The following is a 20,603-nucleotide window of genomic DNA, read 5'->3' as shown; positions in this document are numbered from 1 at the left end:
TCAGAACTCCAGCGCCGGAACGTCGAGCCAGCGGCGCTCGGCCCAGGATTTGAGGCCTAGTTCGGCAAGCTGGACACCCTTTGCGCCGGCCTCGAGGCCGTAGGGCCAGGGAGCGTCCTCGGCGACATGGCGCAGGAACATCTCCCACTGTGCCTTGAAACCGTTGTCGAAGATCTGAGTGTCCGGCACCTCGTCCCAGGTCTTATAGAAATCGATCGTCTGCGGCTGATCCGGGTTCCACACCGGTTTCGGCGTGTTGACGCGGTGCTGGGTCCAGCACTTCGTGAGGCCGGCGACGGCCGAGCCGTGCGTTCCGTCGACCTGGAAGGTGACGAGATCGTCGCGACGCACTCTGACCACCCAGGAGGAATTGATCTGGGCGACCACGCCACCTTCGAGCTCGAAGGTGGCGTAAGCCGCATCGTCGGTGTCGCAGTCATAGGCGCGGCCCTGCTCGTCGATGCGGCTCGGGATATGCGTTGCACCGAGGCAAGAGACGGCCTTAACCTCTCCGAAGAGATTGTCGAGCACATAGCGCCAGTGGCAGAGCATATCGAGGATGATGCCGCCGCCGTCCTGCTTGCGATAGTTCCACGAGGGCCGCTGCGCCGGAACGCCCCAGTCACCCTCGAAGACCCAGTAGCCGAATTCGCCGCGCACCGAGAGAATCTTTCCGAAGAAGCCGGAGTCCCGGAGGAGCGCGAGCTTGCGCAGGCCGGGCAGGAACAGTTTGTCCTGCACCACGCCGTGCTTGAGGCCTGAGCTCCGCGCCTTTCTGGCGAGCTTCACCGCGGTCCTCAGATCATCCGAAATCGGCTTCTCGCAATAGACGTGCTTGCCGGCGTCGAGCGCCCTGCCGATCAGCTCGGCACGCATCAGCGTCGTGCCGGCATCGAAGAATATCTGATCGTTTGCATCGGCGAGTGCGGCGTCGAGGTCGGTCGACCAGCGAGCGATGTTATGACGCTTGGCCAATTGCTCGATCTTGTCGCGGTTACGCCCGACAATGATCGGATCGATCTCCAGCCGCTCACCGGATTTGAGCGTTAGCCCGCCCTGATCGCGGATGGCCAGAATAGAGCGCACCAGATGCTGGTTATATCCCATCCGGCCGGTGACGCCGTGCAATATGATCCCCAAACGCGGCATGCGGTCTCCTCCTGCCAGGCTTTCCAAGGGAGCGGACCAGCCCTCCCAAGCCAGTAACTAAACGGTTACTTTGTGACAGACGAAAAACACACTTGTCAACAGAAAAAACGACATCGGATCGATTCAGCGCCTGATGGATGCCAGGGTCACGTGGACGATGTGACGCTCCCAGGCCTCGATATTGGCCTCGTCCATGAGGTCGCGGCCGAAGATGGTCGAGAGCGTGTACTGGTTCGAGACGTAGAAATAACCGAGCGCCGCGATGGTCAGATAGACGTTCAGCGGGTCGATGTCCGCCCGGAAGAGACCCTTCGCCTTGCCGCGGTCGAGCAAGTCGGACAGTTTGCCGATGAAGTGCGAATGCAGTTCCTTGAGCCGCGTCGACTGGCGCAGCCAACGGGCGCGATGCAGGTTCTCGGTGCCGAGCAGGCTCAGGAATTCCGGGTGCTCCAGGAAATACCTCCAGGTGAACATGGCGAGTTCCGCTATGCCTTGCTCCGGCTCCAAGTCACTGAGATTGACCGATTTTTCCGCCGTTCTGATGCCGACATAGGCCTCTTCCAGAACGGCGAGGTAAAGCTGCTCCTTGTCGCCGAAATAATGATAGAGCATGCGCTTGTTGGTGCCCGCGCGCTCGGCGATCGCGTCGACCCGCGCCCCGCCGATCCCGTTCTCCGCAAACTCCTTCGTGGCGGCGGCGAGGATCGAGGCGCGCGTGCGCTCGGGATCGCGCTGCGTGGGCCGCTCGGCACGACCGCCCGCCCTGCGCCTGACGTCCTCTTGCATCTTGTCCATTCACAGCACCTCCGGCACATCTTGCCTTTGGCGGCACTCGATGCGGCTTTGTAAAGATACATTACAAGATAATGACAGCATTTCACACAAGTGCTTGACACGATCATTGCTTGCCCATAATTTGTAACCAATTAGTTATTTAATGCAAGAGGACTCAACAAGACGACGATGACACGGAGCGTTGTGGAGGCGCTCCCGAGGGAGGAGGAACAAATGACGCATCGCATCAGCAGACGTACGGTGCTCGCAGGAGGAGCGGCACTTCTTTCCTACGCGGCGTTCGCGCCGCGCGCGTTTTCGCAGGAGGCGCGGCTACGCCTGCTCTGGTGGGGATCGCAGACCCGCGCCGACCGCACCAATAAGGTGAGCGAGCTTTTCAAGAAGGCGAATCCCGGCGTTGACATCAACGGTGAATTTCTGGGCTGGAGCGACTACTGGCCGCGCTTGGCAACCCAGGTTGCCGGTGGCAATGCGCCCGATGTCATCCAAATGGACTACCGCTATATCGTCGAATACGCCCGGCGCGGTGCGCTCGCACCGCTCGACAGCTATCTCGGCTCGGTGCTGAAAGTCGAGGATTTCGACGACGTGCAGATCAAGGGCGGCAGCGTCGACGGGAAGCTCTACGGCATCAGCCTCGGCGCCAATTCGACGGCGATGATGGTCAATACGGTCGCCTTCGAGGAAGCCGGCGTCGACCTGCCGACGCCGTCGACCACCTGGGAAGAACTCGCCCGCATGGGTGTCGAGATCACCAAGGCCGGAAAGCGCAAGGGCTATTTCGGCCTCTCGGACGGCAGCGGTGTCGAACCGCTCCTCGAAAACTGGCTTCGCCAGCGCGGCAAGGCGCTCTTCACCGCGGACGGCAAGATCGCCTATGACGCGAACGACGGCGCCGAATGGTTCGCCATGTGGCAGAAGATGCGCGAGGACAAGGCCTGCGTGCCGGCGGATATACAGGCGCTCGACCAGTTCAATATCGAGACGAGTCCCTTGTCGCTCGGAAAGGCGGCGACGTCCTACGCCCATTCCAACCAGCTCGTCGGCTATCAGGCGATCAACAAAGACAAGATCGTGCTCAAAAGCCATGCGCTGATCAACAAGGATGCCAAGGGCGGCCACTACCGCAAGCCATCGATGTTCTTCTCGGTATCGGCCAAGAGCAGCGACCCGGAACTCGGCGCCAAATATGTCAACTTCTTCGTCAAGGATCCGGAAGCGGCCAAGATCCTCGGAGTCGAACGCGGCGTGCCGGAATCGGCCTCCGTGCGCGAGGCGCTCGCGCCGTCGCTCGATGAACTCGGGCGGGCTGCGCTCGACTATGTCTCCGGACTCGGATCGCTCGTCGGCGACCTGCCGCCGCCGCCTCCGTCGGGCGCCGGCGAGGCGGAGTTGGCTCTGCGTAGTGTCGCCGAGCAGGTGGCCTTCGGTCAGCTCGACGCGAAGCAGGGCGGCGAGACGCTGGTGAACGAGGTCACACAAATCCTGTCGCGAGGCTAAGGAGATGGCGGCTGTGCAGGATTCCGCTGTCGCGATCGGTGGGGGCGCCCAGGCGCGCCCCGCCGCACAGGGCCGCTGGGCCAGCCTCTGGACGAAGCACGGCGCCGGCTACATGTTCCTGTTGCCGTGGCTCATCGGCTTCTTCGGCCTGACGCTCGGGCCTGCCATCGCCTCTCTCTATCTCTCTTTCACGAGCTTCGACCTGATCCGCACGCCGGAATGGGTCGGAACCGCCAACTACGTCCGCATCGCGACGGCCGACCCGAAATTCGCCGCCGCGATGCAGGTGACTTTTCTCTATGTCGTGCTGTCGGTGCCGTTCAAGCTCACCTTCGCGCTGCTCGTCGCCCTTCTTCTCGACCGCGGCGTGAAAGGTCTCACCTTCTACCGCGCGCTCTTCTACCTGCCGTCGCTGCTCGGCGGCAGCGTCGCGATCGCCGTGCTCTGGCGGCAGCTCTTTGCCGGCGACGGCCTGATCAACAGCCTGCTCGCCCAGTTCGGCATCGAAGGCCCGAGCTGGATCTCGCATCCGAACTATTCGATCTGGACGCTGGTGGTCCTAAGCGTCTGGCAATTCGGCTCGCCGATGATCATCTTCCTCGCCGGCCTCAGGCAAATCCCGACCGACATGTACGAGGCGGCAAGCCTCGACGGAGCGTCCAAATTCCGGCAGTTCTACAAGATCACGCTGCCGCTCTTGACGCCGGTCATCTTCTTCAATGCGGTGGTGCAGACGATCGACGCCTTCAAGGCCTTCACCCCCGCTTTCATCATCTCCGGCGGCACCGGCGGGCCGATCAATTCGACGCTGTTCTACACGCTCTATCTCTATCAGGAGGCTTTCGGGAACTTCCGCATGGGCTACGCCTCGGCGCTCGCCTGGATCCTCGTGCTGATCATCGGCCTGTTCACGGCCTTTTCGTTCCTGACCTCTCGTTACTGGGTGCACTACGATGACTGATGCGACCATGAGCTCGGTAACCGCCCCACCATCTGCACCGCCCGGCCGTCGTAGCCCCGTCGGATCGGTCCTCATCCACGCCGGCCTGATCGCTGCGTCGATCGCCATGGTCTATCCGCTCTTGTGGATGATCTCCGCTTCCGTCAGGCCGGAGGACGAGATCTTCGCCTCGACCTCGCTCTGGCCTTCGTCGGTCGATTTCGCCTCTTATGTGCGCGGCTGGTTCGGGCTCGACGTGAGCTTCGGGCGCTTCACCTGGAACTCGCTCGTCGTCTCCGTGCTGACGGTCATAGGCAATGTGGTCGCCTGCTCGCTTGCGGCCTACGCCTTCGCTCGCCTGCGTTTTGCAGGCCGCAATTTCTGGTTCGCGATCATGCTGGGGACGATGATGATCCCCTATCACGTGACGCTCATTCCGCAATATGTGCTCTTCCTCAATCTCGGCTGGGTGAACACCTTCCTGCCGCTGGTCGTGCCGAAGTTCCTCGCGAGCGACGCCTTCTTCATCTTCCTGATGGTGCAGTTCTTCCGCGGCATTCCGCGCGAGCTCGACGAGGCGGCGATGATGGACGGCTGCGGTCCGTGGCGCATCTATTGGAAGATCATGCTGCCGCTCTCGCTTCCCGTTCTGGCGACGGCGGCGATCTTCTCCTTCATCTGGACCTGGGACGATTTCTTCGGGCCGCTCATCTACCTGAACGACATGAACACCTACACGATCCAGCTTGGCCTCAGGACCTTCGTCGACTCGAGCAGCACCTCCGACTGGGGCGGCCTCTTCGCCATGTCGACGCTGTCGCTCGTCCCCGTGTTCTTCTTCTTCCTGTTCTTCCAGCGCCTTCTGATCGAAGGCATCGCCACCACCGGCATGAAACGCTGACCACGGAGCTTGAGATTACCCATGGACGAATTGCGCTTCGCCGCCGTCGGGCTCAACCACAACCACATCTACGGCCAGGTCAACTGCCTGCTGAGGGCCGGCGCCCGCCTCGTAGGCTTCCACGAGAAGGACGATGCGCTGGCCGCGGAATTCACGGGCGTCTACAAGGATGCGCCGCGTATTACGACACTCGAGGAAATCCTCGAGGACAAGAGCATCGGCCTCGTCGTCTCGGCCGCCGTTTCAGCCGAGCGGGCGGAACTGGCGATCCGTGCCATGCAGCACGGCAAGGACGTGCTCGTCGACAAGCCGGGCATGACGAGCCTCGACCAGCTCGCCAAGGTGCGCCGCGTCCAGGCCGAGACGGGACGCATCTTCTCGATCCTCTATTCAGAACATTTCGAGAGCCCTGCGACGGTCAAGGCCGGCGAGCTCGTCGCCGCCGGCGCGATCGGCGAGGTCGTGCATCTCGTCGGCCTCGGTCCGCACCGGCTCCGCCGCGAGACGCGGCCCGACTGGTTTTTCCGCCGCGCCGACTATGGCGGCATCTTGACCGACATCGCCTCGCACCAATGCGAGCAGTTCCTGTTCTTCACCGGCGCCAGCGACGCGACCATTCTTTCGGCAAATGTCGACAACCTCAGCGTGCCCGACAGGCCGGAGCTGCAGGATACCGGCAACATCCATCTGTCGACGGGCCGGGCCACCGGCATGATCCACGTGAACTGGCTCACCCCGGACGGCATGCCGACCTGGGGCGACGGTCGGCTCTTCATCGTCGGCACGACCGGCACGATCGAGGTGCGCAAGACCGTCGATCTCGCGGGGCGCGAGGGCGGCAATCATCTGTTCCTCGCCGACCGAAACGGCGTCCAACATATCGACTGCTCCGCCGTCGAGCTGCCTTTCGGTCGCCAGCTCCTCGCCGACATCCGCGACAGGACCGAAACGGCCATGCCGCAGGAACGCTGCTTCAAGGCGATGGAGCTTGCCCTTTCCGCCCAGGCGCTCGCCGAACAGAACCGGGAAGATCTGACATGAGTGTAAAGACAGTCGCCGTCATCGGCTGCGGCATCGGCCGGTCGCACATCGTCGAGGGCTATCTGCCGCATCCGGACAAGTTCCGCGTCGAAGCCCTCTGCGATTTGAACGAGGAGCGGCTGAACGAGGTCGGCGACGAATTCGGCATCGAGAAGCGGACGACCTCGTTCAAGGAACTCATTGCCGACGAGACGATCGAGATTATCGATATCTGCACGCCGCCCGGCATCCATCTGGAGCAGGTGCTGGATGCTCTTGCTTCCGGCAAGCACGTGATCTGCGAAAAGCCGCTCACCGGCTCGCTCAAGGGCGTCGACCGGATCATAGAGGCGGAGAAACACGTGAAAGGCGTGTTGATGCCGATCTTTCAGTATCGCTACGGCGACGGCATCGAGAAGGCGAAGCGGATCATCGAGGCCGGCATCGCCGGCAAGCCCTATGTCGGGTCGGTCGAGACTTTCTGGCTGCGCACCCCGGAATATTACGCCGTCCCCTGGCGCGGCAAGTGGGAGACGGAACTCGGCGGCGTGCTCGTCACTCACGCGCTGCACCTGCATGACATGATGCTGCATCTCCTCGGCCCCGTTTCGAAAGTGTTCGGGCGGGTGGCGACGCGGGTCAACGACATCGAGGTGGAGGATTGCGCCTCGGCGAGCCTGCTCATGCAAAACGGCGCCTTCGTGTCGCTTTCCTGCACGCTCGGCTCGCAGGAGCAGATCAGCCGCCTGCGCCTGCATTTCGAGAACGTCACCTTCGAAAGCAGCCACGAGCCCTATGCACCGGGCAAGGATCCCTGGAAGATCATCGCCGCCAACGCGGCGGTGCAGGCGCGGATCGACGAGGTGATCGGCGACTGGCAGCCGGTCGCGCCACGCTTCACCACCCAGATGGCGCATTTCCACGCGTTTCTCAGCGGCAGGGGACCGCTCCCCGTTACGACGAAGGACGCGCGCCAGGCGCTGGAACTCGTCACCGCGATCTACCAGTCCGCCGATACGGGGCAGGAAATATCGCTGCCGATCGGGCCGGAGAGCCCGAAATACGCTAATTGGCGCGCGAATACGAGATAGGGCGAAAGCCGTAGGGAGGAATTGCAATGGCAACCAGCGTCGTTCTTCAGAAGGTCGAGAAACGCTATGGCGCGCTCGATGTGATCCACGGCATCGACCTCACCATCGATCCCGGCGAATTCGCCGTCTTCGTCGGTCCGTCCGGCTGCGGCAAGTCAACCTTGCTGCGCATGATCGCCGGGCTCGAAGAAATTTCCGGCGGCACGCTGATGCTCGACAACGACCGGATGAACGAGGTGGCGCCGGCCAAGCGCGGCATCGCCATGGTGTTCCAGTCCTATGCGCTCTATCCGCATATGTCGGTCTACAAGAATCTCGCCTTCGGCCTCGAAACGGCGGGCTACAGGAGGGCGGAGATCGAACCGAAAGTGCGCCGCGCCGCGGAGATCCTGCAGATCGAGAAGCTCTTGGACCGCAAACCCAAGGCGCTTTCGGGCGGCCAGCGCCAGCGCGTGGCGATCGGCCGGGCGATCGTGCGCGAGCCGCGCATCTTCCTCTTCGACGAGCCGCTTTCCAACCTCGACGCCGAGCTCCGGGTGCAGATGCGCGTCGAGATTTCGAGACTCCACCGCGACCTCGGCAATACGATGATCTACGTCACCCATGACCAGGTCGAAGCCATGACCATGGCCGACAAGATCGTCGTCTTGAATTCGGGCCGGGTCGAGCAGGTGGGCGCGCCGCTCGATCTCTACAACAATCCCGTCAACCGCTTCGTCGCCGGCTTCATCGGCAGCCCCAAGATGAATTTCCTAAAGGCGCGCATCGCGGGCGTGACGGAAAACGAGACCACGATCGAAGTCTGCGGCGGAACCATCCGCTTGCCTCGGCGTCTCGCTGCCGCAACGCGCGGCGAGGACGTCACCTTCGGCATTCGGCCGGAGCACCTTTCCGCCCGCGAGGACGGCATCACGCTCGCGCCGATCAATGTCGAGATCGTAGAGAATCTCGGCGGCGAAACCATGCTTTACGGCATCACGCCGGATCGGCAGCAACTGACCGTCGCGCTGGAAGGTCAGCAGAAGGTCGAGCGCGGCACCAATCTCGCCGTCCACTTCGATCCTGCGCGCTGCCACGTCTTCGGCCCCGACGGCAGGGCGATGTAAGCGCTCATCCCGCAATCTCATCAGCGGCTGTCGGATTGCTATTCTTCTGTTCGTCCTCCGTAGGGCTCACTTCTGGAGGTGGATCATGGACGAATTACCGATCATCAAAACACGACGCAAAGGCAAAAACCTTACGCAGAGCGTACTAATTCCCAGCGAGCAGATGGTTGCCGATGCGCTCCGGGCTGCACCGCCCGGCCACTTGTCGGATCTCGCGGAGATCAGACGTATGCTTGCCGCAAAACATGGGACGGATATCTGCTGCCCGGTGACGATGCGGCGACACCTGGTGCGCATCAGTCAAGACGGCAGCGCTCCCTATTGGCGCGTTGTCGATCCCGATCGGCCGTTCGCCCGGCGGCTGACCGGTGGAGCGGAACAGATTCGCGACAAGTTGGCCGCCGAACGCTGACCGGCTATGGCAGCCGGCGCCGCTGATGAACTGTTCCGGGCTTGGGCTATGCCTGCCCGCCCTCCAAACTCGCGTCCGCAACTTAGAGCCCGCGGTCGTCGAAGCGATGGACGGCGACGCCGGCCACGGGACTTCGGGTGGCAAAAATTCCGCCGGATCGGCTTTCCTCTCCGACCCCCACCGGACGCAAAGAGGTGACGACGAGCGTCTTCAAGTCCGACCCCGCAAAACAGGGCATGGTCGGCGCTGGCACCGGGAAGGGATGCGCCTCTATCAGCCGGCCCTCGGGCGAAAAGCGATTGAGGATGCCGGCAGAGACGCCGGCGCTCCAATAATTGCCCTCCACATCCGCGGCCCCTCCGTCCGGGCGGCCGCTCGCTTCGTCGAGCATGGCGAGACGCAGGCGCTCGGAGAGCGTGCCCGTCGCGGGATCGAAGCGCCAACGGTCGATCCAGGGGCCGCGCGAATCGGAGTGAAAGAGAAGCGTACCGTCGCCGCTCCAGGCGAGACCGTTGGAGCAGATGATATCGTCGATCCTGCGCTCCACCTCGCCGGTCGGCGAAACGCGATAGAGGGCCGCAACCGGCCGGCGATCGGCGGTGACATCATGCATGGTGCCGACCCAGAACGCGCCGTCCGGCCCGACCTTGCCGTCGTTGAGGCGCGTATCGCGCCTTTCCGTCTCGATCGTGGCGATCTCAACGGTGATCGCGCCGTTGTCGGGATTGAACAGAACGACGCGGTCGCGCTGCGCCAGCACCAGGCGCCCGGACCGGGCAAGGCCGATGCTGCAGGCGCCATGGTCGAAGGTCCATTCGATATGGCCCATGCCGGACAGATCGGCACGATGAACCGCGCCGCGGCCAATATCGACGAAGAAGAGGCAATTGCGGCGCTCGTCGTAGACGGGGCTCTCGGCGACAGCGCAGCGCAGGTCGAGCGCGCACTCAAATGTTAACTCGAAAGACATGTCTTGCACCCTGATCTGATAGAAGCCCTCTGGAGATGCGGCAAAACCTCCCGGTCGAGCCACTATTTTGAAGCGCTTACCGCTGCCTTTTTTCTCTAACATTGCTATTGCCCTTGCTCAACTTGTAAATTAAAAATACAAGAAACTTGATAAGGAGCTTTCCATGAAGACGACTCCCGTAGACGCGGCCGACCTCGCCTCCTCCGTCCTTTCCGTCCCGCCATTGGCACGCGCGGCGAATAGCAAGCCGAGCAACACGGAAAACCGCAGGATGGTCGACTGGCTGCGCTCCGGCGGAGTGACCACCTATCTCTATGGCGGCAATGCCAATCTCTATAATTTCGGCGTCGCGGAATTCTCGGGGCTTCTCGACCTCCTAGAAGAGATCGCCCCCAACGATGGCTGGATGATTCCCTCGATCGGAGCGGACTTCGGCAAGGCAATGGACCAAGCTGCTATCCTCCGCGCGCGCGCCTTTCCGACCGCCATAGTGCTGCCGCTCGGCTTCCCGGCAACGCCGGCGGGCCTCGCCTCCGGCTTCGGCAAGCTGGCGGATGCAGCCGGCAGACCGCTGATCGCCTATATCAAGAACGACGGCTTCCTGGACGCCGGGGACGTCGCGCGGCTTTTCCGCGACGGCGCGATCTCGGCCGTGAAATATGCGGTCGTGCGCCCGGAGCCGAAGAACGATGCCTATCTTGCCGCAATCCTCGATGCGGTCGGTTCGGGCGAGCGCATCGTCAGCGGCATCGGCGAGCGCCCGGCGATCGACCATCTCGAAATGGGCCTCTGCGCCTTCACCTCCGGTTCGGTGTGCATCGCGCCGCACCTGTCGATGGCGATCCTCAAAGCCTGCCAGGGCGGCCGGATCGCCGAGGCCCGGGCGATCCGCGAGAGCTTTCTGCCGCTCGAGGATCTGCGCGACGCCCATTCGCCGATCCGTGTCCTGCATGAGGCGGTGAGGCTCGCCGGAATCTGCGACACCGGGCCGATCGGCGAGTTCCTCTCCAATCTCGACGGCGCCGAGCGGCTCGAGGCCATCGCCCGCGCCGCGCGCGAGCTGAAGGCCAGAGCCGAAGCGTCGGCCGTGGACAGGCGGCCGGCCGCGAGTGCCTGACATGGTATCGGAGATGGCGCGGACAAGCCGCACTTTGCGAAAATCAGGAAAGCGGGTGCCGACACCCCCCTCTGCCCTGCCGGGCATCTCCCCCACAAAGGGGGAGATCGGCAAGCTGCGGGCTCCCCGTTTACTCACCTCGACAATGCCAGCCTCGTCACGGGACGTGGCTGTGGTGCACGGCGGTGCCTCCTCGATCTCCCCCCTTGGGGGTGCCTCCCAGGGCGGATCGGGTATCGCCCTAGCGATCGCCGTGGGATCCAGTGATGCGGGCGCGGGATTCCGACAGATGGAAGCGCATGTAGAGGCGTGCGAGGTCTGGGTCCTGGCTGGAGATTGCCGTGAAGATCTTGCGATGCTCCTCGAGGACGCGGCGGCGCCTGTCCTCCGAACCACGCTGAGTGAGGCTCAGCGCCATGCGCATCGAACCACGCATTATGTCGCGCAGGTCCTGCAGGAGGCGCGGGAACAGCTCGTTTCCCGCGGCCCCGGCCACGGCAAGGTGGAAGGCGAAGTCCTCCTCCCATCCGGTTTCGCCACGCTGGAAGGCGCCCTCCAGTGCTGCAAGCGCCTCGCCGATCTGGTTGAGCTGCGCCCTGGTACGGCGCATCGCCGCGAGCCCGGCGCATTCGGTTTCAAGGGCAAGCCGCGGTTCGAAGGCCCTGAGATAGCTCGCGATTTCCGCCGAGGCGGCGAAACTGGTGAGCTTGTCGGACGGACGCGATTTGACGAATGTGCCGATCCCCTGGCGCGAGACTACGAGCCCATCCGCCTGCAGCCGCATCAAGGCTTCGCGCACGACCGGCCGGGAGACCTGAAAATCGCGGCAGATATGGGCCTCGGACGGCAATTTCGCGCCTTCGACGAGCTGTCCGCTGGTTATCTGCTCGAGGATTTGGCCGTAGAGAACATCGGCAAGGCGTTCGCGCCGTGCCGGTTTGAGCTTCAACATCACGTCGTTCAATAGCTTGGTCTCGCCTGTCATTTTTCTGGACAGGTTTAACTTAGCCGAGCGGAGCGGGAATGCAAAGGAGGCCGCTGGTGGCCAAACGCAAGAGTCCAGAAGATCTTAGAAGCTTTCGCTGGTTCGGCGCCAAGGACCTGCGCTCCTTCGGTCATCGCTCCCGCCTCTATCAGATGGGCTACGATCAGCAGGAGATCGCGGCCAAGCCTGTCATCGCGATTATCAACACCTGGAGCGACATCAATCCCTGCCACGCGCATCTGCGCGCCCGCGCGGACGAGGTCAAGCGCGGCGTGTGGCAGGCCGGCGGCTTTCCGGTGGAACTGCCGGCCATGTCGCTCGCCGAAACCTATGTGAAGCCGACGACGATGCTTTATCGCAACTTCCTGGCCATGGAAGTGGAGGAACTCATCCGCTCGCATCCGATCGACGGGGTCGTGCTGCTCGCCGGCTGCGACAAGACCACGCCGGCAACGATCATGGGGGCGATCCAGGTCGATCTGCCGACGATCTTCGTGCCGGCAGGACCGATGCTGCGCGGCAACTATCGCGGCCAGATGCTCGGCTCGGGCTCCGACGTCTGGAAATATTGGGCGGAGAAGGAAGCGGGGCAGATCACCGAACTCGAATGGAACGAGATGGAGCGCGGCATCGCCCGCTCCTTCGGCACCTGCATGACCATGGGCACCGCCTCGACGATGACGGCGCTGGCCGATACGCTGGGGCTCTGTCTGCCGGGCGCTTCGGCGATCCCCGCAGCGGATGCCGGCCACTCGCGCATGGCCGCGCTATCGGGCGCGCGCATCGTCGAGATGGTGTTCGAGGACCTGAAACCCTCCGACCTCTTGACGGCGAATGCCTTCGAAAACGCGCTCACGGTGCATATGGCCATGGCCGGCTCGACCAATGCGATGATCCATCTGATTGCGATGGCGCGGCGATGCGGCGTGAGACTGACGCTCGACGACTTCGACCGCGTGTCGGAGAAGGTTCCGGTTCTCTGCAACATCCGTCCGACCGGTGAATTCCTGATGGAGGATTTCTATTACGCCGGCGGGCTGGTCGCGCTTTGGAAACAGTTGGCGTCGCTGCTTCACAAGGAGGAACGAAACGTCATCGGCACGATCGGCGGGGCGCTCCAGCTTGCCGAGGTTCACCAGCCCAACGTGATCCGTCCGCTCGGCAATCCGGTCGCCGCACGCGGGGGCACGGCGATCCTTAAAGGGAATCTCGCGCCTGACGGATGCGTGATGAAACCGGCGGCTGCAGACCCGGCGCTCCTCAAGCACCGCGGCCCCGCCCTCGTCTTCGACGACTACGACGCGATGATGAGGGCGGTGAACGACGAGGAACTCGACGTCACCGCCGATACGGTGCTCATCCTGCGCAATGCCGGCCCGGTCGGCGGCCCGGGCATGCCGGAATGGGGCATGCTGCCGATCCCGAAGAAGCTCCTGAAACACGGCGTGCGCGACATGGTGAGGATTTCCGACGCCCGCATGAGCGGCACCAGCTACGGCGCCTGCGTCCTGCACGTGGCACCGGAAGCTTACATCGGCGGCCCCTTGGCCGCGGTGAAGAACGGCGACCTTATCTCGCTCGACGTCGCCAATCGCAGCCTCACCCTGGAGGTCGATGCGCGGGAGATCGAACGCCGGCTCGCCGAGTGGCGCCCGCCGGAACGCGATTATTCGAGAGGCTATCTGAAGATATATGCCGAGCACATCCAGCAGGCGCCGGAAGGCTGCGATTTAACCTTCCTTCAGTCGCCCCATAAGCTCCCTGAGCCGGAAATTCATTGACGCGACAGGTCTTGCTGGAGGCACATAACCGCAACAGCCAGAAGGCGTATCCCCTGACTTCAGGCTTGTTCTGGCGGCGACCTGCAATGCATCCTGCCGTGGCGGCTTCGATGACCCGAAGGTCGTCACCCACCGCAGGAGGACATCATGGTTTCCCCCAAGACGGCAAGAGACGAGTCCAGCAACAATGCGGCGGCGAGCGGCCCCTTGTCACCGGACGAACTGCGGCGGATGGACGCCTATTGGCGGGCATCGAACTATCTGTCGGTCGGCCAGATCTATCTCCTCGACAATCCTTTATTGAAGGAGCCGTTGAAGCGCGAGCATGTGAAGCCGCGACTTCTCGGCCATTGGGGCACCTCGCCAGGCTTGAACATGCTCTATGTGCATCTCAATCGGGTGATCAGGCGCGACGATCTCAACATGATCTACATTATCGGCCCTGGTCACGGCGGACCGTCGCTGGTGGCCCACGCCTATCTGGAAGGGACCTATAGCGAGGTCTATCCGGACATCAGCCAGGATGCTCAGGGCATGAAGAGGCTGTTCAAGCAGTTTAGCTTCCCCGGCGGCATCCCAAGCCACGTCGCGCCGGAGACGCCGGGCAGCATTCACGAGGGGGGCGAGCTCGGCTATGCGCTGAGCCATGCCTATGGGGCTGCCTTCGACAACCCGGATCTGATCGTCGCCTGCATCATCGGCGACGGAGAAGCCGAGACTGGCCCGCTCGCGACGGGCTGGCATGGCAACAAATTCCTGAACCCGGCGCGCGACGGCTCAGTGCTGCCCATCCTGCATCTCAACGGCTACAAGATTGCCAATCCCTCTTTCCTTGCCCGCATTCCAACGGGCGAACTGCAGAAGTTCTTCGAGGGCATGGGCTACGCGCCGCTTTTCGTCGAAGGGCATGATCCGGCGGACGTGCATCAGCAATTGGCGCGTGCACTCGACACCGCTCTCGCCGCCATTCGCCGTATCTCGGCCTATGCACGCGAGAACGGCAATCTCAAACGTCCCATCTGGCCGATGATCGTCTTCCGGACGCCCAAGGGCTGGACCTGCCCGGCGGAAATCGACGGCAAGAAATGCGAGGATTACTGGCGGTCGCATCAGGTGCCCATGGGCGAAATGGACAAACCCGAGCACATTCGCGTCCTGGAGGGCTGGATGAAAAGCTACCGGCCTGAGGAGCTGTTCGATGGCAAAGGCCGGCTGAAGCCGGAACTGGCCGCACTTGCGCCAACCGGACGCCGGCGCATGAGCGACAACCCGCACGCCAATGGCGGCCTCTTACTGCGCGCGTTGAAGATGCCCGATTTCCGCGACTACGCGGTTGCCGTTCCGAGCCCGGGTGAAGCCACGGCCGAATCGGCGCGGGTGATGGGCACCTATCTGCGCGACGTCATGAAGCTCAACCTCAAGGCCCGGAATTTCCGCCTGTTCAGCCCGGACGAGAACAACTCGAACCGCTGGCAGGATGTGCTGGAGGCCACCGATCGCTGCTTCATGGCGGAGATCTATCCGGAGGACGATCACCTGTCGCCGGACGGGCGGGTCATGGAGGTGTTGAGCGAGCATCAATGCCAGGGATGGCTCGAGGGCTATCTCTTGACCGGACGGCACGGCTTCCTCTCCTGCTATGAAGCCTTCATCCACATCGTCGATTCCATGTTCAATCAGCATGCCAAATGGCTGAAGGTCTGCAACGAGATCCCGTGGCGGCGCCCGATCGCCTCGCTCAACTACTTCCTGAGTTCCCACGTCTGGCGCCAGGACCACAACGGCTTCAGCCACCAGGACCCGGGATTCATCGACCACGTCGTCAACAAGAAGGCGGACGTTATCCGCGTCTACCTGCCGCCGGACGCCAATACGCTCCTGTCGGTGACGGATCATTGTCTGAGGAGCCGCAACTACGTCAACGTCGTCGTTGCCGGCAAGCAGCCCGCACCGCAATGGCTGACGATGGACCAGGCGATCAAGCACTGCAGCGAGGGTCTCGGCATCTGGGAGTGGGCGAGCAATGACAAGGGCGTCGACCCTGACGTGGTGATGGCATGCTGCGGCGACGTTCCGACGCTCGAAACGCTCGCCGCCGTGCGCTTGCTCCGCGAGCACCTGCCTGATCTGAAGGTGCGCGTGATTAATGTGGTGAACCTGATGAAACTACAGCCATCGAGCGTGCATCCGCACGGCCTCGCCGACCGCGATTTCGATGCCTTGTTCACGAAGGACAAGCCGATCATCTTCGCCTTCCACGGCTATCCATGGCTGATCCACCGGCTCACCTACCGCCGCACCAATCATGCCAACCTGCACGTTCGCGGCTACAAGGAGGAAGGGACGACCACGACGCCCTTCGACATGGCGGTCCTTAACGAACTGGACCGCTTCCATCTGGTCGAGGCCGTGATCGACCGGCTGCCGCAATTGGGCGCCCGTGCCGCCTATTTCAAACAGGCGATGCGCGAGAAGTTGATCGAACATCGGCAATATATCGAAGAATACGGCGACGACATGCCGTCGATCAGAACCTGGCAATGGGGCGGCAAGGGCGCAGCGTCCGAGCCGCAGGGAAGCTCGACCGAAGCGGACAATGTCTGAGACGCGTCACCCAGCTTCTCACAAATAGTCTGTCACCGCCGGCGCCCTGTCCCAGGCATCATGGCGGCCGTCCTCGTAGATGACCGGCGCATTCGCCAGCTCTTCGTCGGTCGCGTCGTCGAGACAGGCGATATTGACCGCGTAAAACGGCCCGCCCATGATTTCGTAATCGGCACTGGCGAAGGGATGCACGCCGCAATGCCTGCAGAAGACGTGGCGGATCGAGCGCTCGCCGAAGCGGTATTCGGCCAGGGCCTCCTCTCCGGAAAGCACTGAGAAATCCTCCGGCGTGACGAAGACCTTCCAGAACCGCATCTTCAGGCAGAAGGAGCAGTTGCAGCGGAAGGTGGAGGCCCACCAAGTGCCCGGCCGCGCCGGCGGCGACCGTTCGCCCTCCGGCGCAAGGTCGCAATTTGCGGAAAAGTGCACCGCGCCGCACTGGCAGCTTCCGTGATAGCTCTTTCTCATTCCACAGCCTCCTTTTGCCCGGCGACATAGACGGCAAGCCTGTCCATGCATTCGCCCCAGCCCTCCGCGTGACTGTCGCGGCTCTCGACCGTCGGGAATGGCGCCTGGTGGAAGGTCAGCCGCGTGCCGCCCACCACCTCCTCGAAGGTAACGGTGATCAGCGTGTCCATCGCATTCTCCTCTTCCCATGTGAAAGTCAGGACGATTCGGCTCGGCGGCACGATCTCGCGATAGATGCCGTGCGCCCAGTAGTCCTGTCCTTCCGGCGAACGGATGCAGGTGCGCCAGGCGCCGCCTTCCCTGAAATCCGCCGTGATGGCCGGCACGGTGAAGTCCTTCGGTCCCCACCAGCGGACGAGGTGTTCGGGCGTCGTCCAGACTTCGAAAACGAGGCTGCGCGGCGCATCGAAGACGCGCGTGATGGTGAGGGCGATCTCCTGCTTGAGCATTTGGGCGTTCATCGTCTCATCCTCGTGGTTGGATAATCGCAGCATCAGCCCTGATCGGACTCCTTGCCCTGGATGTCCTGGAGATAGCTTTCGAGCCGGTCGAAGCTGGCGTCCCAGAACCGGCGATAGGGCTCGATCCAGTCGGCAATTTCCTTCATCGGTCGCGCCTCCAGCCGACAGGGCCGCCATTGGGCGTTGCGACCACGCGATATGAGGCCCGCACGCTCCAGCACTTTCAGATGCTTGGAGACGGCAGGCAGGCTCATGTCAAAGGGGGCCGCCAATTCGTTTACCGTCGCCTCCCCGGCCGCAAGACGCGCGATGATCGCGCGACGGGTCGGGTCGGCCAGGGCCGAAAGGGTGGTGCTTAGCTGATCCATGCTCACTAGCACTTTACTCATCAGTTAATTAACCTTTTAGTTTATTTCAGGAGCGCGTCCGTCTGTCAAGAGCGGTTGCTCCCCCGTGCTGCGGACCAGGCGAATGAAGGAGTGCTGGTCGTGCAAGCGGGTTCGAATGGCGATTGATCCGGCTAATGGAACATCTTCCCACGCCCGCGTGTTGAGCGCTCCTGAGGAGCGAACATGAAGAAGCATATAGAGGAGATCGTTTCGGCGTTAAGACGCCGGCACGCAGTGCTGTTCGTCGGGGCGGGCGTTTCGATGAGTGTCGGCCTACCTTCATGGAAGACACTGATCGACCATATGGTGAGCGACCTGCATCTCGACGGTTCCGTCATGAAGGATCCCGACGTGACCTATCAGACGATCGCCGAATGCTATCGCCTGGAGCATGGAGACATCGGCGCGCTATGTGATTGGATGCGGCAGAACTGGCGCGTTTCGCGGGACCGCATCGAGAAATCCGACCTCCACAAGCGGCTCGTCACACTCGACTTCCCGGTGATCTACACCACCAACTACGACAGCAATCTGGAAATCGCCTACGACGTCTACGGCAAGCCTTATGCGAAGATCAGCCATGCAAGCGACATCGCCTCCGCGCCGGCGGGGGTCACGCAAATCATCAAATACCACGGAGACTTCGACGATGACGACACGCTCGTGCTGACCGAAACCGACTACTTCAACCGGCTATCCTTCGACTCGCCGCTGGATGTTCGCTTTCGAAGCGACGCTCTCGGCGCAACGGTGCTGTTCATCGGCTACAGCATGTCGGACCTCAATATCCGTTTGCTTCTGCACCGGATCTGGAGCACCTGGAAGCGGTCCGGGAACGAACGCGAGCGGCCGCCCTCCTATGTCTTCATGTATCGGCCCAATCCCGTCCAGGAGACGGTTCTCAGCAATTGGGGCGTAACCGTGCTTGGCGGCGAAGGAGCCGACCCGCAAGAAGCGCTTCTCGCCTTCGTTGGCGATCTTTGCGCCGAGGCCGGTTGCAGCATTTGAGGCTGTGCGACGCCGTCGGGGCGCGGACGGTATCGATCGGGCGATCAGGGTGCGCTGAACGCAAAAAGGCCCGCGAATGCGGGCCTTGCGTGTTTGGTTGCGGGGGCAGGATTTGAACCTGCGGCCTTCAGGTTATGAGCCTGACGAGCTACCGGGCTGCTCCACCCCGCGTTATGGTTTTAAGCATAAGGGCCGCTTGTTGCGGCCCTTTGTTTCGGCTGGGCCGAGTTTGTGAGAGAAGATGTTTGTGTTTATCTTGCGTTTAGCAGACCTGGCAGCGACCTACTCTCCCGCGTCTTGAGACGAAGTACCATCGGCGCTGGGGCGTTTCACGGCCGTGTTCGGAATGGGAACGGGTGCAGCCACCCCGCCAGAACCACCAGGTCGGCAAAGCGCAAGATTTGCGCCCGGAGGCGCAAACTGATTTCGAGAAGCTGGTGAAGCGATTGCTTCGTTTTTTTGAACACGTCTTGCGACTTATCCGGATATTTGCAGCAGCCGGCAGAGCCGAGCCGCCGGTTGTCCGGGGCGCCGTCCGCAGCGCTTTCGCGCGTCAGGACAGAAGATAGCATCATCGAACTTTCGTTTGATGAGCATGAGCAATGGGAACGATCAAGCCGATCGAACGATTAGTACCGGTAAGCTTCATGCGTTGCCGCACTTCCACACCCGGCCTATCAACGTGGTCGTCTTCCACGGTTCTCAAGGGAATACTCGTTTTCAGGTGGGTTTCCCGCTTAGATGCCTTCAGCGGTTATCCCTTCCATATATAGCTACCCTGCTATGCCCTTGGCAGGACAACAGGTCCACCAGAGATATGTCCATCCCGGTCCTCTCGTACTAGGGACAGATCCTGTCAATATTCCTACACCCACGGCAGATAGGGACCGAACTGTCTCACGACGTTCTGAACCCAGCTCACGTACCGCTTTAATTGGCGAACAGCCAAACCCTTGGGACCTGCTCCAGCCCCAGGATGCGATGAGCCGACATCGAGGTGCCAAACAACCCCGTCGATATGGACTCTTGGGGGTCATCAGCCTGTTATCCCCGGCGTACCTTTTATCCGTTGAGCGATGGCCCTTCCACGCGGGACCACCGGATCACTATGACCGACTTTCGTCTCTGCTCGACTTGTCAGTCTCGCAGTCAGGCGGGCTTATGCCATTGCACTCGACGAGCGATTTCCGACCGCTCTGAGCCCACCATCGCGCGCCTCCGTTACTCTTTCGGAGGCGACCGCCCCAGTCAAACTACCCACCATACACTGTCCCGGATCCGGATGACGGACCGCGGTTAGACATCCATGACGATAAGGGTGGTATTTCAAGGACGGCTCCACAGGAACTGGCGTCCCTGCTTCAAAGCCTACCACCTATCCTACACATGCCGACACGAATGCCAGTGTAAAGCTATAGTAAAGGTGCACGGGGTCTTTCCGTCTGACCGCAGGAACCCCGCATCTTCACGGGGAATTCAATTTCACTGAGTCTGCGTTGGAGACAGCGGGGAAGTCGTTACGCCATTCGTGCAGGTCGGAACTTACCCGACAAGGAATTTCGCTACCTTAGGACCGTTATAGTTACGGCCGCCGTTTACTGGGGCTTCGATTCAGAGCTTGCACCCCTCCTCTTAACCTTCCAGCACCGGGCAGGCGTCAGACCCTATACGTCGTCTTGCGACTTCGCAGAGCCCTGTGTTTTTGATAAACAGTCGCTACCCCCTGGTCTGTGCCACCCCATCATACTTGCGTACAAAAGGGTCACGCTTCTTCCGAAGTTACGCGTGCAATTTGCCGAGTTCCTTCAACGCAGTTCTCTCAAGCGCCTTGGTATACTCTACCTGACCACCTGTGTCGGTTTCGGGTACGGTCTATATGGTGGAGCTATTTCCTGGAACCGCGTCC

General features: G+C 62.1%; 18 protein-coding genes, 1 tRNA gene and 2 rRNA genes (1 of these 21 cut by a window edge). 11 read left to right on the top strand and 10 right to left on the bottom strand.

Translation table 11 applies throughout. The features are described from left to right. The gene (locus M728_RS16325) at positions 1 to 1,149 is read right to left on the bottom strand and encodes a Gfo/Idh/MocA family protein (protein ID WP_026622446.1); all 1,149 of its coding nucleotides are present in this window, start codon (positions 1,147 to 1,149) and stop codon (positions 1 to 3) included. A gap of 123 nt (positions 1,150 to 1,272) precedes the next feature. Next, a complete protein-coding gene (locus M728_RS16320; protein ID WP_026622447.1) occupies positions 1,273 to 1,944 on the bottom strand; it encodes a TetR/AcrR family transcriptional regulator in 672 nt (223 codons plus the stop codon). A 213-nt stretch (positions 1,945 to 2,157) separates the two neighbouring features. On the opposite strand from M728_RS16320, the gene M728_RS16315 reads away from it, so the two are divergent. From M728_RS16315 to M728_RS16285, 7 genes are all read left to right on the top strand, one after another. Then, positions 2,158 to 3,444, top strand: coding sequence for an ABC transporter substrate-binding protein (locus M728_RS16315; protein ID WP_026622448.1), 1,287 nt, complete (start codon positions 2,158 to 2,160; stop codon positions 3,442 to 3,444). Positions 3,445 to 3,448: 4 nt separating this feature from the next. Continuing rightward, a complete protein-coding gene (locus tag M728_RS16310; RefSeq protein WP_051441002.1) occupies positions 3,449 to 4,405 on the top strand; it encodes a carbohydrate ABC transporter permease in 957 nt (318 codons plus the stop codon). Further along, positions 4,398 to 5,285 carry a carbohydrate ABC transporter permease gene (locus M728_RS16305; RefSeq protein WP_026622450.1) on the top strand — a complete coding sequence of 296 codons (888 nt, stop codon included), beginning with the start codon at positions 4,398 to 4,400 and terminating at the stop codon, positions 5,283 to 5,285. The genes M728_RS16310 and M728_RS16305 overlap by 8 nt, the downstream gene beginning before the upstream one ends. 21 nt (positions 5,286 to 5,306) lie before the next feature. After that, a complete protein-coding gene (locus tag M728_RS16300; protein WP_026622451.1) occupies positions 5,307 to 6,326 on the top strand; it encodes a Gfo/Idh/MocA family protein in 1,020 nt (339 codons plus the stop codon). Then, positions 6,323 to 7,396, top strand: a complete 1,074-nt coding sequence (locus tag M728_RS16295) for a Gfo/Idh/MocA family protein (protein WP_026622452.1) — start codon at positions 6,323 to 6,325, stop codon at positions 7,394 to 7,396. The genes M728_RS16300 and M728_RS16295 overlap by 4 nt, the downstream gene beginning before the upstream one ends. A 26-nt stretch (positions 7,397 to 7,422) precedes the next feature. Further along, entirely contained in the window at positions 7,423 to 8,502 is a 1,080-nt protein-coding gene (locus M728_RS16290) for an ABC transporter ATP-binding protein (protein ID WP_026622453.1), read from the top strand. A gap of 85 nt (positions 8,503 to 8,587) precedes the next feature. After that, positions 8,588 to 8,914, top strand: coding sequence for a hypothetical protein (locus tag M728_RS16285; RefSeq protein ID WP_026622454.1), 327 nt, complete (start codon positions 8,588 to 8,590; stop codon positions 8,912 to 8,914). An 82-nt stretch (positions 8,915 to 8,996) separates the two neighbouring features. On the opposite strand, the gene M728_RS16280 is transcribed toward M728_RS16285, so the two are convergent. Then, positions 8,997 to 9,884, bottom strand: coding sequence for an SMP-30/gluconolactonase/LRE family protein (locus tag M728_RS16280; protein ID WP_026622455.1), 888 nt, complete (start codon positions 9,882 to 9,884; stop codon positions 8,997 to 8,999). Positions 9,885 to 10,047: 163 nt separating this feature from the next. Between M728_RS16280 and M728_RS16275 the strand changes: the two genes are divergently transcribed. Beyond that, complete coding sequence (locus M728_RS16275) at positions 10,048 to 11,001, top strand: dihydrodipicolinate synthase family protein (protein ID WP_026622456.1); 954 nt, start codon at positions 10,048 to 10,050, stop codon at positions 10,999 to 11,001. Between the two features lie 241 nt (positions 11,002 to 11,242). On the opposite strand, the gene M728_RS16270 is transcribed toward M728_RS16275, so the two are convergent. Next, positions 11,243 to 11,965, bottom strand: coding sequence for a FadR/GntR family transcriptional regulator (locus M728_RS16270; RefSeq protein ID WP_026622457.1), 723 nt, complete (start codon positions 11,963 to 11,965; stop codon positions 11,243 to 11,245). Positions 11,966 to 12,042: 77 nt separating this feature from the next. On the opposite strand from M728_RS16270, the gene araD reads away from it, so the two are divergent. Beyond that, positions 12,043 to 13,767, top strand: a complete 1,725-nt coding sequence (gene araD / locus M728_RS16265) for an L-arabinonate dehydratase (protein ID WP_026622458.1) — start codon at positions 12,043 to 12,045, stop codon at positions 13,765 to 13,767. 147 nt (positions 13,768 to 13,914) lie between these two features. Next, on the top strand, positions 13,915 to 16,371 hold the full coding sequence (locus M728_RS16260) for a phosphoketolase (RefSeq protein ID WP_084044644.1): 2,457 nt from the start codon (positions 13,915 to 13,917) through the stop codon (positions 16,369 to 16,371). Between the two features lie 18 nt (positions 16,372 to 16,389). On the opposite strand, the gene M728_RS16255 is transcribed toward M728_RS16260, so the two are convergent. From M728_RS16255 to M728_RS16245, 3 genes are read right to left on the bottom strand one after another with little or no spacing between them, the layout of a single operon-like run. Continuing rightward, a complete protein-coding gene (locus M728_RS16255) occupies positions 16,390 to 16,839 on the bottom strand; it encodes a GFA family protein (RefSeq protein WP_026622460.1) in 450 nt (149 codons plus the stop codon). Further along, positions 16,836 to 17,300 carry an SRPBCC domain-containing protein gene (locus M728_RS16250; protein WP_026622461.1) on the bottom strand — a complete coding sequence of 155 codons (465 nt, stop codon included), beginning with the start codon at positions 17,298 to 17,300 and terminating at the stop codon, positions 16,836 to 16,838. The genes M728_RS16255 and M728_RS16250 overlap by 4 nt, the downstream gene beginning before the upstream one ends. Before the next feature lie 32 nt (positions 17,301 to 17,332). Beyond that, positions 17,333 to 17,668, bottom strand: a complete 336-nt coding sequence (locus M728_RS16245; protein WP_026622462.1) for a helix-turn-helix transcriptional regulator — start codon at positions 17,666 to 17,668, stop codon at positions 17,333 to 17,335. A gap of 204 nt (positions 17,669 to 17,872) precedes the next feature. On the opposite strand from M728_RS16245, the gene M728_RS16240 reads away from it, so the two are divergent. Next, positions 17,873 to 18,697, top strand: coding sequence for an SIR2 family protein (locus M728_RS16240; protein ID WP_026622463.1), 825 nt, complete (start codon positions 17,873 to 17,875; stop codon positions 18,695 to 18,697). Between the two features lie 94 nt (positions 18,698 to 18,791). Here the strand turns inward: M728_RS16240 and M728_RS16235 are convergent. From M728_RS16235 to M728_RS16225, 3 genes are all read right to left on the bottom strand, one after another. After that, positions 18,792 to 18,868 (bottom strand) — tRNA-Met (locus M728_RS16235). A gap of 98 nt (positions 18,869 to 18,966) precedes the next feature. Continuing rightward, positions 18,967 to 19,081, bottom strand: a 5S ribosomal RNA gene (gene rrf / locus M728_RS16230). Between the two features lie 224 nt (positions 19,082 to 19,305). Then, positions 19,306 to 20,603 (bottom strand): 23S ribosomal RNA (locus tag M728_RS16225) (it continues 1,646 nt past the right edge of the window).

The sequence above is a fragment of the Ensifer sp. WSM1721 genome, from assembly GCF_000513895.2.
Lineage (GTDB): Bacteria > Pseudomonadota > Alphaproteobacteria > Rhizobiales > Rhizobiaceae > Sinorhizobium.
This window is presented reverse-complemented; position numbering and strand designations above follow the sequence as displayed.

Excerpts from the sequence above, each read along its gene's own strand:
- M728_RS16325 (WP_026622446.1), bottom strand. The coding sequence starts at position 1,149 with ATGCCGCGTTTGGGGATCATATTGCACGGCGTCACCGGCCGGATGGGA.
- M728_RS16320 (WP_026622447.1), bottom strand. The coding sequence starts at position 1,944 with ATGGACAAGATGCAAGAGGACGTCAGGCGCAGGGCGGGCGGTCGTGCC.
- M728_RS16315 (WP_026622448.1), top strand. The coding sequence starts at position 2,158 with ATGACGCATCGCATCAGCAGACGTACGGTGCTCGCAGGAGGAGCGGCA.
- M728_RS16310 (WP_051441002.1), top strand. The coding sequence starts at position 3,449 with ATGGCGGCTGTGCAGGATTCCGCTGTCGCGATCGGTGGGGGCGCCCAG.
- M728_RS16305 (WP_026622450.1), top strand. The coding sequence starts at position 4,398 with ATGACTGATGCGACCATGAGCTCGGTAACCGCCCCACCATCTGCACCG.
- M728_RS16300 (WP_026622451.1), top strand. The coding sequence starts at position 5,307 with ATGGACGAATTGCGCTTCGCCGCCGTCGGGCTCAACCACAACCACATC.
- M728_RS16295 (WP_026622452.1), top strand. The coding sequence starts at position 6,323 with ATGAGTGTAAAGACAGTCGCCGTCATCGGCTGCGGCATCGGCCGGTCG.
- M728_RS16290 (WP_026622453.1), top strand. The coding sequence starts at position 7,423 with ATGGCAACCAGCGTCGTTCTTCAGAAGGTCGAGAAACGCTATGGCGCG.
- M728_RS16285 (WP_026622454.1), top strand. The coding sequence starts at position 8,588 with ATGGACGAATTACCGATCATCAAAACACGACGCAAAGGCAAAAACCTT.
- M728_RS16280 (WP_026622455.1), bottom strand. The coding sequence starts at position 9,884 with ATGTCTTTCGAGTTAACATTTGAGTGCGCGCTCGACCTGCGCTGCGCT.
- M728_RS16275 (WP_026622456.1), top strand. The coding sequence starts at position 10,048 with ATGAAGACGACTCCCGTAGACGCGGCCGACCTCGCCTCCTCCGTCCTT.
- M728_RS16260 (WP_084044644.1), top strand. The coding sequence starts at position 13,915 with ATGGTTTCCCCCAAGACGGCAAGAGACGAGTCCAGCAACAATGCGGCG.
- M728_RS16255 (WP_026622460.1), bottom strand. The coding sequence starts at position 16,839 with ATGAGAAAGAGCTATCACGGAAGCTGCCAGTGCGGCGCGGTGCACTTT.
- M728_RS16250 (WP_026622461.1), bottom strand. The coding sequence starts at position 17,300 with ATGAACGCCCAAATGCTCAAGCAGGAGATCGCCCTCACCATCACGCGC.
- M728_RS16245 (WP_026622462.1), bottom strand. The coding sequence starts at position 17,668 with ATGGATCAGCTAAGCACCACCCTTTCGGCCCTGGCCGACCCGACCCGT.
- M728_RS16240 (WP_026622463.1), top strand. The coding sequence starts at position 17,873 with ATGAAGAAGCATATAGAGGAGATCGTTTCGGCGTTAAGACGCCGGCAC.